General features: G+C 36.4%; 9 protein-coding genes. 5 read left to right on the forward strand and 4 right to left on the reverse strand.

Going from position 1 to position 16104, the window contains the following annotated elements; all coding sequences use genetic code 11:
* The first annotated feature begins 80 nt into the window (after positions 1-80).
* Complete coding sequence (locus EPA86_RS05190; RefSeq protein WP_170309577.1) at positions 81-2906, forward strand: LVIVD repeat-containing protein; 2826 nt, start codon at positions 81-83, stop codon at positions 2904-2906.
* Positions 2907-3144: 238 nt separating this feature from the next.
* The gene (locus tag EPA86_RS05195) at positions 3145-6519 is read left to right on the forward strand and encodes a PKD domain-containing protein (protein WP_140602361.1); all 3375 of its coding nucleotides are present in this window, start codon (positions 3145-3147) and stop codon (positions 6517-6519) included.
* An 80-nt stretch (positions 6520-6599) separates the two neighbouring features.
* On the opposite strand, the gene EPA86_RS05200 is transcribed toward EPA86_RS05195, so the two are convergent.
* From EPA86_RS05200 to EPA86_RS05210, 3 genes are read right to left on the reverse strand one after another with little or no spacing between them, the layout of a single operon-like run.
* On the reverse strand, positions 6600-7376 hold the full coding sequence (locus EPA86_RS05200; protein WP_140602362.1) for a phosphocholine cytidylyltransferase family protein: 777 nt from the start codon (positions 7374-7376) through the stop codon (positions 6600-6602).
* On the reverse strand, positions 7373-8002 hold the full coding sequence (locus EPA86_RS05205; protein ID WP_140602363.1) for a type 1 glutamine amidotransferase: 630 nt from the start codon (positions 8000-8002) through the stop codon (positions 7373-7375). The genes EPA86_RS05200 and EPA86_RS05205 overlap by 4 nt, the downstream gene beginning before the upstream one ends.
* Positions 7999-10971, reverse strand: a complete 2973-nt coding sequence (locus EPA86_RS05210; RefSeq protein ID WP_140602364.1) for a PEP/pyruvate-binding domain-containing protein — start codon at positions 10969-10971, stop codon at positions 7999-8001. Before EPA86_RS05210 ends, EPA86_RS05205 begins: the two co-directional genes overlap by 4 nt.
* Positions 10972-11247: 276 nt before the next feature.
* Between EPA86_RS05210 and EPA86_RS05215 the strand changes: the two genes are divergently transcribed.
* The 3 genes from EPA86_RS05215 to pgi all read left to right on the forward strand — a co-directional run bounded on the left by EPA86_RS05215 (position 11248) and on the right by pgi (position 14997).
* Complete coding sequence (locus EPA86_RS05215; RefSeq protein WP_140602365.1) at positions 11248-12414, forward strand: nucleotide sugar dehydrogenase; 1167 nt, start codon at positions 11248-11250, stop codon at positions 12412-12414.
* A gap of 79 nt (positions 12415-12493) precedes the next feature.
* Positions 12494-13396, forward strand: coding sequence for a UTP--glucose-1-phosphate uridylyltransferase GalU (gene galU, locus EPA86_RS05220; protein ID WP_140602366.1), 903 nt, complete (start codon positions 12494-12496; stop codon positions 13394-13396).
* A complete protein-coding gene (gene pgi / locus EPA86_RS05225; RefSeq protein WP_140602367.1) occupies positions 13396-14997 on the forward strand; it encodes a glucose-6-phosphate isomerase in 1602 nt (533 codons plus the stop codon). The genes galU and pgi overlap by 1 nt, the downstream gene beginning before the upstream one ends.
* Before the next feature lie 134 nt (positions 14998-15131).
* Here pgi and EPA86_RS05230 read toward each other — a convergent pair whose 3' ends face one another.
* Positions 15132-15869 carry a YciK family oxidoreductase gene (locus EPA86_RS05230; protein WP_140602368.1) on the reverse strand — a complete coding sequence of 246 codons (738 nt, stop codon included), beginning with the start codon at positions 15867-15869 and terminating at the stop codon, positions 15132-15134.
* Positions 15870-16104: the final 235 nt, after the last annotated feature.

The following is a 16104-nucleotide window of genomic DNA, read 5'->3' on the forward strand; positions in this document are numbered from 1 at the left end:
ATAATATGTAGCCATTGTTTATTTATTGATTTAACTTTAGGCTGTGATAAATGGATCGTAATTTAAAGGAACTAAAACTGATGAAAAATTTTCAGAAAACCTTTTGTTTAATAGTTTTACTGCTGTTAAATACCGCATGTGGAGGCTCCACTAACTCTAAAGAAAATACCCCCCCTGTAGTATCAATCGGTGAAGACTTACTCGTTAATGAGAAGCAACAAGTAAATTTAACCGCAAATGTCAGTGATAGTGATGGGAATATAGCGACAATATTGTGGCAACAAATATCAGGGCCAACGGTTAATTTAGAAAGTGTATCAACACTAAATAGCCATTTTATTGCTCCAACGGTTTTGGCAAGTCAAGGTATTCAAACGGTTAGTCTTTCTTTAACTGTAACAGATAACGATGGAGGCACTCATAGCGATACTGTCAATATTGAAGTTCAAGCGGTTGATGAAGCTCCTGTGGCACATGCAGGTGAAGATATTTCTTCTCTTGTAAATGAAAAAGTTATTGTCGACTGTAGTAATAGTTATGAACCAGATGGTGAAGAGTTAAGTTACCATTGGCAAAAGTCTGCGTCGACACCTGATGATGTTGTTATTGATAACCCAAACAGTTGTAGTGCTGAAGTTTTTTTAACGAATGAAATCAGAAGTTTTGATTTAACCTTAACTGTTTCTGATGGTAAACAGAGCGCCTCTGATGAGGTCACTATTTTCGCAAGAGAATATACAGGGGCTAAAGTTAATTGGACTGATCAGTTAAACCCTTCACAACCCGCAGGTGCTATACAACAATTAATGTCTACTGATATTATCGATATTGTCATCAAAGACAATATCGCTTACGTTTTAGATGAATATAGTCTACAAATACTCGATGTTTCTTCACCTCAAGCGCCTGTATTTATTAGAAAAGTTACAGGGCCAGATGAAGAACTACTAGGGGAGTTGCCAGGAGATCTTCAGTCTTTAATTATTGATGGTAATAAAGCATACATTTCAGCATTTCATCGAGTGATGGGAGGCGGGTCTATTGAGGTTATAGTTGTTGATATTACGATACCCACAGAGCTTAAAGCTCTTGGTAGTCTTCCTTATACATTTGGGATTAGAAATCCGAAAATGACGGTGATTGATGAGATACTTTATGTTCATACCATTGCATATGGTTACTCACCTGAGTTTAGTTATTTAACCCTTTTTGATGTTTCAAACCCCAATCAGCCACAAAAATTATCAAGTTTTAAACCAGAAGGGCGTTTCACTTCCTTTTCGGTAAAAGGTAACTTGGTTTTCATGCTCGATTCTTTAAAAGGTTTCGTCGTTGTTGACGTTTCAGACAAAAGTAAACCTGCTTTATATAGTGAATTCACTTTTCCTGACATGCAATCGATAATTACGCAGAATGATATGGCTTATATTGGCACCTCTCAAGGGCTTGCCATATTCGATATTGCCGACCCAGCAAGTCCAGTTTTAAAAAGTGAACTAACAACAACAAGTGGCTCGAAAGAATTGGTGCTTGATGAAAATAAGCTATACCTTGCAACTCAAGATGGTATCGAAGTTATTAACGTTAATGATGTCACAAGCCCAGAAGTAATAGGTGCGTATCAAGTAGGACATGATATTAAGGTGTTTTCTGTTGAAAATGATTTTATATATGTTGGTACTGATTCAGGTTTGTTTTTAAATAACAAAGAGGATTTAACTGTTCTCTACGAACCTCCATCTTTATCTATAAAGTCAGTTTTAAGCATAGAGGCAGCAAAAAAATTGCAGGTTAGCAATAACAAGGCCTATGTTATTTATGACAATGGATTAAATATCATTGATACCTCTAATGAACTAGAGCCAACGCAATTAAGCAACCTCGAATTTGGGCGACAAAGCGCTGATATTAAATTGCATAACAATACCGCGTTAATTGCTAATAATTACGGCGTCAATTTTATTGACGTTACCGATAGCGCAATGCCTATTTTAACAAATACCTTATATGTAGGGTTAAATAAGACATTAAGTATTGCTACAAGTAATAACTATGCTTATGTAGGGGGAGACTCAGATAAAGATCATTTAAAAATAATTGAACTCAGTGATGTTGCTGCCCCTAGCTTACTGAAGAGCTTCGATCTAGGTTTGGGAGATAATAGAGTAACTTCACTTGTTATCGAAAAAAATAACCTATTTGCGGTGTCTAAAAATAAAGTGAGCATTGTTGATATTTCTAGCCCAGAATTACCTCGTTTGCTAAATAGTATTAATATTTCAAATGCGGTCACATTAGCGATAGAAAATGAAATTGCCTTTGTTACTGATTACAAAGATTATTTAACAAGCATTGATTTCTCTGACCCCGTCAACCCAATTATTCTTGGTGAAATTGATATAGGAAAATTTTATGTCCAAAATGGTGATGATATTACTATAAGTGATAACATAGCCTACGTAGCGAACGGAGATAACGGTGTTACCCTATTTGATATTTCAAACCCAAGAGATATGGCGTTAGTGGGGGAGTTTTTTACTACTCATGCTAGTTCAATCACACATGATGATAATTTTGTTTATGTGGCAGCAGGAACATGGGACCAACCTAACAGTAAAAGATCAGGCTATGTTAGTTTAAATCGCAACCTGTTGATTGATATTGAACAAAATTATAATAAAGTACCTGCTGCAAGTATTATTCAATATGAAATTATAGGGAAAAATATGTTGCCATTACAATATACTTGCATGGTTACGGTGGGTGATTGTACGATAAATAAAGTTGACGATAAAATGGTGATTAGCTGGGAAACTCCAAATGTAGCGGGAGATCATGAAATCGCTATTTTTGCGGGCAATAGCAGTTTATATTCTGCTTATAAGGATAAAATAACGATCCATTAAAGCCATAAATATTATCTATAATGCAAAATAACGGTCTTATAATTCCTTTTATCATTGATTTAAGGCCGTTTCAATCTCTTATAATATTCAATTTTAAAATATGTATACCTTTGTTAGGAAGGGTTTAGCATTATTTATGAAACTATAATAAATGAAAAGAAAATGTTAAAAGGAATCATTAACATATGAGCGTCTCGAAAAATGCAATGTCACATCTAGCTTTATCAAATATTGTAAAATGGCAATAACGCTAATTTTCTTTCTCTCATTGAATGCATATACCTCTACAATAACCATCGAAAACCTTGCTGATATTAACCAAGTACCCGACTCATCGCCTAGTACTAATCCCTATAACCTGATTGAATATGACGACATGCTCTATTATTTTGCCAAACCTGCCGGCGAAGAGCATACCCAGTTATGGGCACATGATCCTGAAACAAAAAACAATGTTTTAAAATTCGAATTTTCTACAGACAACCGAACATCTGATGTTTTGGTATTCAATGATAAACTGTACTTTGTTTATAATGATGGCATTCATGGCACTGAATTATGGTTATTTGATGGTGCCACGGAAATAGCTGAATTAGCTATTAATATCCGAGCAGAGGGTTCATATTCTTATAATTCAAGCTCACCGATTTCATTAACGCTATATAATAATCAATTGTATTTTATTGCTTCTTTAGGTACATCGGGAGCGCCTACAACAAAGCATTTATTTCGCTTTGATACTGCGACTAATCAAGCTAGCGCTGTTACTCAGCTATCTATTGATTCCAACACTCCAATAGATACGATAATTTATGATAACAAGCTATTCTTTTTTGCTTTGGATGAAAATGATGAAACAGCACTTTGGTCATATAATCATGTAGTTGATAGCGTCGAATTTAAAGCAAATGTGAGTTTTAGCCAAGACTACCGTAACTTTACCTATAACAGTCATAAAGCTTACTTTGCTATCTACGATCAACAATTGTATTTTTTTGCCCAAGGCGATGGAGTTTATGATGAATTGTGGCGCTACGATTCTACTAGTGACTCACTCTCACAGCTGACTGAATTAAATGGTTTCTATAAAAGAGGTATTATTGTTTACGATGGAGAATTGTATTTTCAGTATAGTGCTGGACTTTGGCGCTATAACAATGTGACTAATGAGCCTGTTTTAGTTAGTCAATTTGGCTTTAAGTATGATCCCTACGCGGACCCTACTCACCCCCATTTTGCTGTATATAATGGCAAATTATATTTCAATCTACTTACTTATTATGATTCTAGTTGGGCAGGTGACACTGAATATATAGAACTGGATTATGAAATTCATGCTTATGATAGCGAAACAGGCGTATCGTCCACTGCTGTTAACTCCCCTGGCATAGATGCATACAATTCTCATACTTATACCGAACTAACCGTATTTAATGACAAACTTCATTTTATTTACCCAGACTATAGGTACGGAAACTTTGAAGGTAATGGTGAAGAAATTAGCGCTTTTGACGATAGCACCTCTTTAACCGAACTAATTACGGACGAGCAATCTGAATTTACCGAATCGAGTGATATTAATTTCAAGATTGTTTTTCAAGACAAATTGTTTTTCACTGCTACAGACGGCATTCATGGTAACGAGCTTTGGGTTTACGATAAAAACTCGGTAATAGAAATCGAAATGATTGATGACATTAATTCCACAAGAAATGTAGATAGTTGGCGGGGTGAGAATAGTTCTAGTGACCCAACACATTTTGTAGCTTTTCAAAATAAACTCTATTTTACCGCTGATGATGGCGTTAACGGGCGAAAACTCTGGGTTTATGAAGATGAATATAATTCAGTTAGATTAGAAACCAAGATTTCAGCGAGTGCAGAGCTGAATACTATCATCCCCTTAATTGCTGTTGATAATAATTTCTATTTTAATGCCGATGAAAAAGTATGGCAGTATAATAGCGACACTGGTGCAGTTAATGAAATTGTTGGTATAGATACTATGCTTGAATCAATTTTGTTTAATAATCAACTTTATTTTTCAGCTTCATCGGATGTACAAGAAAATCCTCAACTGTATCGACTTAATTCCAGTACTTATGAGGCTGAACTTATCAATGATGAGTCGTATAAAGGGTACAAGCCAAAAGGGTTCACTATTTACAATAACAAATTATATTTCTTTGCTTTAGATGATGTTGATGATTCAAGGGAAAATAAGTTATGGGCGTTTGATGACAGTACTGATAGTTTTAGTCAAATTGATACAAGGTTAAGTTATGGATTTGGCACATCTAGAATGGAAGTTGTTGATGGTCAGCTTTATTACCTTAATAATTATAAAAGAGAATTGTGGCGTTATAACAGTGAAACTGAAAGTAAACTATTATTTCATGACCCTCAAGGCATACAGTACTTAATATCAAGCTATCAAAATAAACTTTACTATTTTGATAGTGAGAATAGCTGGCGATATGGATCTTATGGCGTTCTAGGAGTGGCAGACTCTTCTGGAGAAGAGCTTAAATATGAGCACTTATATTTTGATTATACTACTTTCCCGATTAAATATAATAACCAGTTACTTTTTACTAGTGATAATGGACTAACTGGTTTTGAAATGTTTAGTTTGTATGATAATAGGTCTCCATTTATATCTATTGTGCCGCCTGTTTCGACCTTTTCAGCTGGTACTGTTGTGCTCGATGGTTCTTCGTCATTTGATCCACTAGGAGGGGAGTTGAGCTATATATGGCAGCAGGAATTTGGTCCCCCTGTAGTTCTTCACTATTCTAATGGTCATAGTTTAGCCTTTCAAGCGCCTGAAGTTACACGCAATGAAACATTAACGTTTTTATTAACGGTGAGTAATGGCGTAACATCAAGCAAGGAAATAGTGAATGTGGTAATTTTAAAAAATACCGCGCCAATTATACCTGAAATGGATAATATCACTATTGATGAAGGTAGCGAAGTTACCATCGATGCCTCTGCAACGTCTGGTGTTGGCGGCAATGAGCTTTCTTTCCACTGGCAACAGATGTCAGGTCCTCCAATAACGCTTTCTGATCAATCAGCCAGTATCATCACTTTTACTGCCCCAGAGGTGAGCCAAAATCAAACGATAACTTTAACTTTGACCGTAAGTGATGGATATGCAGAAACTATCTCGACAGTTGAGGTATCGGTAATTCATGTTAACCAAGCACCCACGCTAGCACTTGATGCGCCAGAGAGCGTTGATGAAAATAATCAAGTAACCATTTCTGCAACGGTAAATGATATAGACGGTGATGAATTAACTATTACTTGGTTACAAATCGCAGGTTCAACAGCTATTGATGTAAGTAATGCTAATGACGCGCTAACGTTTACTGCACCTAGTGTTACCGCAGATGGAAGTTATAGCTTTGAAGTTACTGTGACTGATGGTGAGTTAAGTGCGACCGAAAGTGTCAGTGTATTAATTACTAATAAACCTGAGTCTGTAGTGCAAAAGGAGCAATCATCCAGCGGTGGTAGCATGGCTTGGCTGTTAATGTATTTGTTAACGTTACTGTCGGTTAGAATGGCGATAGCGAAACGTGTACGAGTGAACGTTATCGGGTAAATCTACAATAAAAACGCAGTAAAAAGGAAACCCAAGCGCTAGGTTTCCTTTTCTATTGTGGTTGGTAATCACTCAAATTTTTATGCTTGATAGAATTGTTCAAGCTTACCTTGTTTTGCCATAGACTCGTATTCTTCTAAATCGTCAACAGAATCTATTTCTAACCAGCCATTATTAACAATTGCTGCTTTTGCTTGCCAACCCGCATCAATAAGTGCTTGTAAAAAGCTGGTCATGTACATGTTGTCAAAATCTTTACCATCAAATAACCCATTACGGTCAAGTTGTTGATAGAACTTAACTAGTTCTTTTATTTTGCTTGCGCTTATTTTGATTAGGCCAGTGTATTGCCCCTGAATACGGTCGTAATTTTCAGGCTTCTTGCCTAATTCGGTTACAAAGCCTTGTTCGTTCATCACTAATGTTTCAGCATCATCAAGTGGGTTTTCTAATCGTAAAGACCACAAATCACGCCACTTTTTATCGATCATTAGCGCAATATCGTCATCACAAGCTAATAGTGTTTCAAGGTTTTCATCGTTATAAACAATATCACCATAGGCGATAATTAAATCACCCTCTTGGTTAATAAAGTCTAGAGCACAAAACAAGGTACTGACCATATTGGTTTTGTTATAGCGCTTGTTATACGATGTTGGGTAACCTAATGTTTCTATTTGATCGGCGCGGTAACCGGTCGCAATATGGATATCTTTAATTCCATGTCGCTTCAGGCAGGATATTTGACGTTCAATTAAAGAGGTACCTAATAATGGTACCATGCATTTAGGTTTGTCATTGGTTAGTGGTCGAAGACGTGTTCCTTCGCCAGCTGCTAAAATTAAAACTCGGGTCATAATAAAAATCTTTTAAATAGTTGTATATCAAGTTGAGAAAAAGGAATTTCCCGTTCGGGGTGCCACATAACGCCAAGTATTGAGCGTTGGCTATCAAAGTAAGCTTCGATATTTCCTGCATTATCAGTAGCTAACGGAGTTAATGTCTTGGCTAGTCCCTTAGCTGGAATGCAGTAGTTATGAAAACTGTTGACTATATCAGGGAGAGTAAAGTCGCTAGAACATGTGAATATTTGATGTTTTTGAGCTACATGTCCTGACACTGGTTCAAGTTTACCGTTTAAAGCTACATTAATAACTTGCATACCACGGCAAACTCCTAGTACAGGAATGCTTTTATCTAATGCTGCAGTCAATAAGGCTATTTCAAACTCATCGCGTTCTGGTGCAGCATCTTCAGCACTAGAATCTAAAGTCGCTATGGAATTACCACCGCTTAAAATGATGCCATCAAGTCTAAAGTTTTCAATATAGCTTGCTGCGTATTTTGCTGATACATTTGGCAAAGGAACTGCGATATGGCCCAAAGCGAAAGCAAAGTTAAACCACTGTTGATCCAAACAGTCTCTTCGCTCTCCATAGTTTTTTATTAGCTCAACTCGCTGAGTTATCCCTATTCGCTTCAAGATATTTCCCTGATAAGTTGATTTCCACAATCTAATTCTATTTGGTGCATCAATGAAACTTCTTCATAAAGTTTTTCTCCAACACCAATTGCCGCAGGTAAACCTATTTCAGCAGCTCTAATGGCCATATGTGAATTAGCCCCACCATATTGAGTGATTAGCCCCGCAATATCGTGACCAAATAACCAGTCGTAACCAGGATCAGCTTGAGGTATTAGGACTATTTTTCCTTGTAACTCTTGCTCTTGCTGATTATCTAAGCATTGAATTGTGCCTACTACTTTTAAAGCACTAACAAAATTTGGCTGTGATGAAAGGCGTTCAAAACAAGTTAAATCAACTTCGTGTTGAATGAATTGAGGCAGCTCAATCGCAGAAGTAATAGCGTATTGCTTTTTACGTATAGCAATTAATGTTTTTAGTTCTGAGATCGAAGCGACATTGAGCTTCCAGTTCTTCAGGTCGTTATATTCTAAAAATGCTAAATCACCTCTTGATAGACCTGAATGCTTGCCTTGTTCTATGCAGTAATCGAGTGCTTTACTCAGGTTACGAGTAAACTCGAACTTAACAAACTCTCTTGCTTGGGTCGATTCAACTAGGTAATTTACTAATTGTTTTGGCGTTACTGTTGAGCCAAGTTGAGCTAATGTGTCTTCAATTCCCGAAAGCTCAGTACTAGTAAATATAAAGTTAGTTTCATGAGGCGATGTGTCATCACTTGCTGAAATTAAATAGCGATCAGGATCTTCCCAATAAGCTTGGGTGGTAATATCGTATGTACCAGGACGTAAGTGACCATACTTATCAATTAATTGTGAAAGCTCAATTTCACCGTTAGTATGTAATAGTTTATCTTTAGTAAAGTCTCCAGCAACGGTATCAAAACTTCTTAGGAACTCTAGTCGTCGTTCATCGCTTAAAATATTGTTATCAACAAAAGCTTTTAACAAAGAGGTGGCAACAAAGCCTGCTCTAGCAGCATGAGAGAATGCTAAAGTACCAAATCGTTTACAGTCATCTAATAACGCAACAGCTTTATCTATAGCTGGCAGTTGACAATCTATGAGCTGAACTCTGCGTCTATTTAGAGTATCAACTGAAGCAATATCGTTTTTTAGGCGAGTAAGTGCGTTACAAGTGATATCCTTTAGTGCAACTTCTAAATTAGCTACATCAGCCTTTAATACGCCATAGGGGATAAGTCGTTTTTCCGCTGCAGATAAAAAATTAGGTGTCCATACCGTGAATAGAACATCAAACTCTATTTTGTCATGAAACTGTGGGTTATCTGCAAGTATTGATAAATAAGCATCCGCTAGTCGTCGTGCACAGTCTTCGTTTAATGATGCAGGAATAAAAGAGTTAATGCTTGCACGACAGTCAATATATGGCTGACCACATAATGAACCAAGCAGAGGTGCAGGGCTTACCTCCCTGTAACCAAATTCAGCTCGTTGCTTGGCCCATACATCATTGGTTATCAAATGACGATATAAGCTAAATGCTAGTGGTTTAGGGCGAGTACCAATTATTTCAGCTGGGTTCCAGTCAGGCATATTGGCAAAAATATTTTTTTTCCCATAAATAAAAGGTGTTGGCTGCTGCTGCTTGGAAAATTGTGAAGTAGCATTGTTTAGTTGATTAATTACTTTATCTTCTTCAATGGCGTAACTATCATGATTGACTGTTATAGGCCTTACTTGAAAAATGTGGACTAGGCCTGTTTTAGCTATGGCAAATTCAATATCAAGCTTATCGAATCCTAACAACTGCTCTAACTCTTGGATTGCTGTTAATACTGGTTGCAACTCTGGTGCGACGTCTATTAATTTTTCAGGTGTTGAGCGGCTCAATATTACTGTTCTTAAATCACAATGAGTACCGGCGGTAACGGATTCTGTTGATTGTGTCTTGTCATCAAAATTAAAGCGATAATATGGCGCACCTGTTTCTAAATCACAAGTGAATACAACACCAGCACAACGCACTTCACTAAGGAACTCCTGCACCAATATTTGATCGTCACTCGCTTTTTCTTTACCAAATGAGTTTATTACTTCTTCGATTGCCTCTGCTACAATATACTCTTTACTACCATCAACATTGAGAATACTCTCAAAGCCGCCAGCATTTGAACTGTACCAGTTATCCTCTCCCTTTGAACTGCTGCGAACAACTAATCGTTTATCTGCAAATTCTTGTCGAATTTCATTCAGCACGTGTACTTGATTGTTATACCAATTCAACGAAGTAAAACTAACTTGGCTGCCAATATGGCTTAATTTAACTAAAGGCTCAAGACGAGCTAGAGTTTCTGATTTGGTACCGAGAATAAAGTGTGCAATATCTCGTGGAGAGTTGAATTCAGCCCAATGGCCAGCAACATCAAAAGCAGACGTGGAGAAGCCTTGTTTTTCTAAGTAATGGATAAGGTCAATTAAAGTACGGCCAATTTCACCTTCAGTAACATTCGTTAGTTTTTTAGCTACTGCTGCAGAAAAATGAATTAGTCCTGTGAATTCAACTTTTATATCTTCATGTAGCATTGTTTCAGCAGACTTTATGTCTTCAACGGAACGAGATTCATATCGTTCTTTCCAACAGCTATCTACAGCATATACTACATCAGCATCAATTTTTACCAGTTCTTCAATCGTTTCTTTACGAAAAAGCGTGTCAGAATATGCTGTTAAAATAGAGTCCCCAGAAAATTGGGCTCTCAGTAATGTATGAAGTACACTTTGTTGTTCCCAGTCAGGTATTACTTGGTATTTAAGGTATGAATAGTTCTTAATAACTTCTTCTACGTGATAACCGCCAAGAAATGATATATTGTTTATATTTACAATGGATTTGAAACTGTGCAATTGCCAGTCCATTGCTTTAGTGTTTAGTGCAATTGTTCTCAGCGCAGCAGGTTTGTGGCCTTGGGCTGGTCTTCCCGCCCCTAATAAAAATACTTCCATTCTTGAAATTCTACATTCATATATACTTAATAAATTGTTCTGTATAATAACCTTTATTACTTATTGTTGCCACATTGAGGGGATTTTGATTTACTTATAGTTAGTAGTGAGAATCCTTAAAATTGATCCCGCCAAATGATACTGTTAAAGATGAGCTAAATGAATTTTATTATCTATTGAAGGTAAGAATGTTACTATTGTTTTTTTATGCAGAAGTTCCATTTTTTTTATGTTAGCTTCTAGCGAATTTATTTGTTCTTCACTGGGTTTTAATTAATGAAAATAGCCATTGTCGGCACGGGGTATGTTGGATTATCAAATGCTATGTTATTGGCTCAGCATAATGAAGTTGTCGCTCTTGATATAGTTAAAGATAGGGTGAGTTTACTTAATGATAACAAATCACCGATTTCTGACTCAGAAATAGAAGACTTTTTACACAATAAGTCATTAAATTTTACCGCTACTTTAGATAAGCAATTGGCGTATCAGCAAGCAGCGTTTGTCGTTATCGCTACACCAACAGACTATGATGTTGAGACTAATTACTTTAATACGTCTTCAGTTGAAACGGTTATTTCTGATGTATTAGCGATTAATCCTCAAGCAACTATTGTTATTAAATCAACTGTTCCGGTAGGCTTTACAAAGAGAATACAGCAGAAATTTGAAAACCAAGATATATTGTTTTCGCCTGAGTTTTTACGTGAAGGCCATGCGCTTTATGATAATTTATACCCATCGCGCATAATTGTTGGCGGTAAGTCAGAAAACGGCATAAGGTTTGCCGAACTTTTAAAACAAGGAGCTATTAAAGATAATATAGATGTTTTGTTTACCGATTCAACGGAAGCTGAAGCCGTGAAACTGTTTTCAAATACTTATCTAGCTATGCGTGTTTCCTATTTTAATGAGTTAGACAGTTATGCTGAAACTCATGGCTTAGATGCGAAGCAAATTATTAAGGGTGTTGGCTTAGACCCACGTATTGGAAACCACTATAATAACCCCTCTTTTGGTTATGGGGGCTATTGTTTACCTAAAGATACCAAACAATTATTAGCTAACTACCAAGATGTTCCGAATAACCTTATTGGAGCTATTGTTGAAGCAAATGTAACTCGTAAAGACTTTATTGCAGATTCAATAATTAAAAAGCAGCCTAAAGTTGTAGGTATATATCGATTAATTATGAAAACAGGCTCTGATAATTTTAGAGATTCATCCATTCAAGGCATTATGAAGCGAATTAAGGCTAAGGGAATTGAGGTGATAATTTTTGAACCTAGCTTGCCTCAAGAGCTATTTTTTAATTCGCGCATTATTACCGATTTAGCTGAATTTAAAGTGCTAAGTGATGTTATCGTATCTAATCGTATGGCTGATGAATTAATCGATGTTGTAGATAAAGTCTATACAAGAGATTTATTTGGAAGTGATTAAAGATGATGACTAAAGCAAGATCTACATATTTTATTAAAGCAACTATTGAAGTAATTATTCATAACTATAAAGAACTTATATGACTCAAAAAATAAGCAAAGCCGTAATTCCCGTTGCTGGGCTTGGTACTCGAATGCTCCCAGCAACTAAAGCGATTCCTAAAGAAATGCTGCCTATTGTTGATAAGCCTTTGATTCAGTATATTGTTAATGAATGTGTCGCAGCAGGTATTACTGAAATAGTATTAGTGACACACTCTTCTAAAAATGCGATAGAAAATCATTTTGATAAATCCTTTGAGCTAGAAACCACCCTTGAAAAACGTGTCAAAAGGCAGTTACTTGACGAAATACAAGCAATTAGCCCGAAAAATGTCACCATTATGCATGTGAGGCAAGGTGAAGCAAAAGGCTTAGGGCATGCGGTTTTAAAAGCAAGGCCGATTATAGGTGATCAACCATTTGTTGTGGTCTTGCCTGATGTATTAATTGATGATGAAGCAGCAAACTTGAAAAGAGATAACCTAGCGGCAATGATTAAGCAGTTTGATAATACTGAAGTAAGTCAAATAATGGTTGAACCTGTGCCCACAGAGCTTGTAAGCAATTATGGTGTAGTAGATTGTGGTGGTGAAGAGCTTTTAGTAGGTGAGTCTACAGTTATGACAGCAATTATTGAGAAGCCTGACGTAGATGATGCACCTTCGAATATGGCGGTAGTTGGTCGTTATGTATTATCAAAGCAAATATGGGACCTTTTGGAGTTTACACCACCTGACGCTGGTAACGAGATACAGTTAACTGATGCTATTGCGAGTTTAATGAAGCTTGAAACAGTTGAAGCATTTCATATGATAGGAAAATCTCACGATTGTGGTTCAAAACTAGGCTATATGAAAGCTAATACGGCTTATGCTCTGAGGCATGAAGAGTTGGAAAAGGATTTTAAAAATTATCTTATTGAGTTGGTAAAAGGTTTTTAATGGATTTTTTAAATAAAATAGCAAAAGAGCAGAGTCAAAGAAACCAGTGCATAATGGAGCTTTTTGATGACTCAGAAAGAGCCAGTGATTTCTCAGTTTGCGCAGCAAACTTGCTTCTTGATTACTCTAAGCAAAATATTAATCGTGGTGAATTAACCGATTTAATGACTTGGGCTAAAAAAAGTCATCTTACTTCAAAAATAAACTCAATGTTTTCAGGTGATAAAGTCAATAATACTGAGAAGCGCTCCGTATTGCATACTATTTTGAGAGTCCCTACTGAAATAAGAAATGAAATGTTTGGAGGCCTCTCTTTAGAAATACACAATGCAGAAAAACAGATGGCATTAATTGTCGAAAATGTGAGCGAGGGAAAGTATAAAAGCTTCACAGGGAAGACATACACTGATGTATTGGCTATTGGTATTGGAGGCTCTTATTACGGTGTTAAAGTCGCATTAAGTGCATTGTCACAATATAACTCTACAAACTTGAAAGTTCACTTACTTGCTAATGTCGACGGAAGAGCTGTAGCAAATAAGCTAGAAAAACTTGATGCTGAAACAACTTTAGTGGTTGTTATATCCAAAACCTTTACCACTCAAGAAACATTGTTAAATGCAGAAACTGTAAAAGATTGGATGACAGGTGAGTTACGGTCAATAGAGGCAATAACTCAGCAATGGTTTGCTGTGAGTTCAAATGTCGAAAAAGCATTAGCTTTTGGTCTAAAAAAAGATAATATTCTTCCTATGTGGGATTGGGTCGGAGGCCGTTTTTCTATTTGGTCTGCTGTAGGTTTACCTCTTGCTCTTGCTATTGGTAACGATAATTTCAGTTTGTTTAAAGAAGGTGCTTATGAAATGGATAAGCACTTTCAACAAGCTGATTTTGACCAAAATATGCCTGTATTACTAGCTATTCTGGGTATTTGGAATCGTAATGTTCTTAATTACTCAAGTTTAGCTGTCTTACCTTATGAGCATTCTTTGCGGATCTTTCCCGCTTACTTACAGCAAATAGATATGGAAAGTAATGGAAAATCAGTTTCCAATGAAGGAAAGAAAATTTCTTGGTCAACAGCACCCATAGTCTTTGGCCAAGAAGGGACCAATGGTCAGCATGCTTTCATGCAATTAATGCATCAAAGTAAGGATATTACTCCAGCAGACTTTATTGTTGCTTTGCGAGGGAATAGCAAATACAAAGAGCATCATAAAGTTCTTTTAGCAAACTGTATTGCTCAAAGTGAAGCATTGATGAAAGGGAAGTCGTTAGAACAAGCTAAGGCAGAGATTGTTTCTGATGAGAAATTTTCATTAGCAGCACATAAAGAAATGAAAGGGAATACACCAAGTAACACCATATTATTGGAGTCGATTTCTCCTGAAAGTGTTGGCGCATTAATGGCTCTTTACGAACATAAAATTTTTGTACAAGGGGCATTATGGCAGATAAACTCATTCGATCAGTGGGGAGTTGAGTTAGGAAAGAAACTGAGCTCGCAAGTTTTATCATTGATGGATAATAATACCGAAACTGAAAATGATATGTCAGCATCTAGTCTTAATCTGATAAAAGCTTATACACAAATTGATTAAAATCATTCTTAATTAGGCTTTGTAGAATTTCATCATAAGTTCATGCACTAGCTTCCCTGCTAGTGTTAAACTTGGAGTATTATTAAAAGTAGTGGATATGTTTAAATTTGCAAATTAAGTTTTTGTTAAACGTATTATTGCGCTTTTAACGTTTTACCATTTGTATTGATACTTTCATCAGACATTAAATATACATATAACGGCATGATTTCTTCTGGTGTTGGTAGTGCGTCTTTATCTTCTGCTGGGTATGCTGTTGATCTCATGGCTGTTCTTGTCGCGCCAGGGTTAACGGCATTCGTACGTAAATTAGAGTTTTCGTACTCGTCTGCAATTACTTCCATCATGCCTTCTGTTGCAAATTTAGAAAAGCTGTAAGGCCCCCAATAAGCTCTACCTTTGTTGCCGACACCCGAAGATGTAAAAATAAGCGAGGCGTGTTCTGCTAATTGAAGTGTTGGAATAAGTGCTTGAGAGATAAGCATTTGAGCTTTTACATTCACGTTCATAACATCATCAAAAATCTGCTCGTGAATTTGAGTGAAAGGAGATAGCTCGCCAAGCATTGAAGCATTAAGTAGGGCGCCATCTAGCTTACCAAATTGTTGCGCAATGGTTTCAGACATGTCTACATAGTTTTGTCTTGTAGCTCCTTTCAGATCTAAAGGAATGATAGCGGGTTCTTCGCACCCTAAATTGATAATTTCATCGTATACCGCTTCCAACTTACTTACTGTCTTACCAAGTAAAATAACTGTTGCGCCAAGCTTGGCGTAAGTAACGGCTGCTGCTTTACCAATACCAGCACCAGCACCTGTCACTAAAATAGTTTTGTTCTTTAAACAGTCAGCTTTTATTTTATGGTTGTACATGTTGTTCTCATCGAGTTATATCATTTTCAATGCGTACTATTCTACGCAACTCGATGTTATAAAACGAGGAAAAATGTTGGATTAATAATTAGTGGTTATGTAAAAAAGCTGTTAAATGTCTTTTTCTTCAAAGATTTCACAAAATTAAGCCCAAAAGTAAAAAAATAGCTAGCACATTGAGAGATCTTGCGTTAAGTTTAACTGGTCTAACTAGTTTGTTTTGATGCTATCATTA

Origin of the sequence: Litorilituus lipolyticus (genome assembly GCF_006439335.1) — a bacterium.
GTDB classification, from domain to species: domain Bacteria; phylum Pseudomonadota; class Gammaproteobacteria; order Enterobacterales; family Alteromonadaceae; genus Colwellia; species Colwellia lipolytica.